This is a genomic window from Rhizobium sp. SVR5-9E, from assembly GCF_056755095.1.
On record NZ_JBNDHS010000670.1, the window covers coordinates 1 to 241 of the forward strand.

The window sequence follows — 241 nt, forward strand, 5'->3', positions numbered from 1 at the left end:
TGCTGGCGCTGACCGTCGGCCTGCGCGTGTGGACGCTCGCGACGCCGGTGCTCGTGATGGGCCTATGCGCGGGTGCGATGTATCCGACGCTGATGGCGAAGGGCAATTCGCTGTTTCCGCATATCGCGGGGCTGACGAGCGCCATCCTCGGGTGCGCGCTGCTACTCGTATCGTCCGCGATGATGGGGCTGGCCGGCTTCGTGTCGGTGCAGGTGCTGACGCCGCTCGCGGTGTTCTTCGT

1 protein-coding gene is annotated in these 241 nt (G+C 67.2%); it reads left to right on the forward strand.

Going from position 1 to position 241, the window contains the following annotated elements; genetic code table 11:
* Window positions 1–241: hypothetical protein (locus tag ACPYOJ_RS36490; RefSeq protein WP_481420554.1), on the forward strand; the 241-nt coding region annotated here is incomplete at both ends.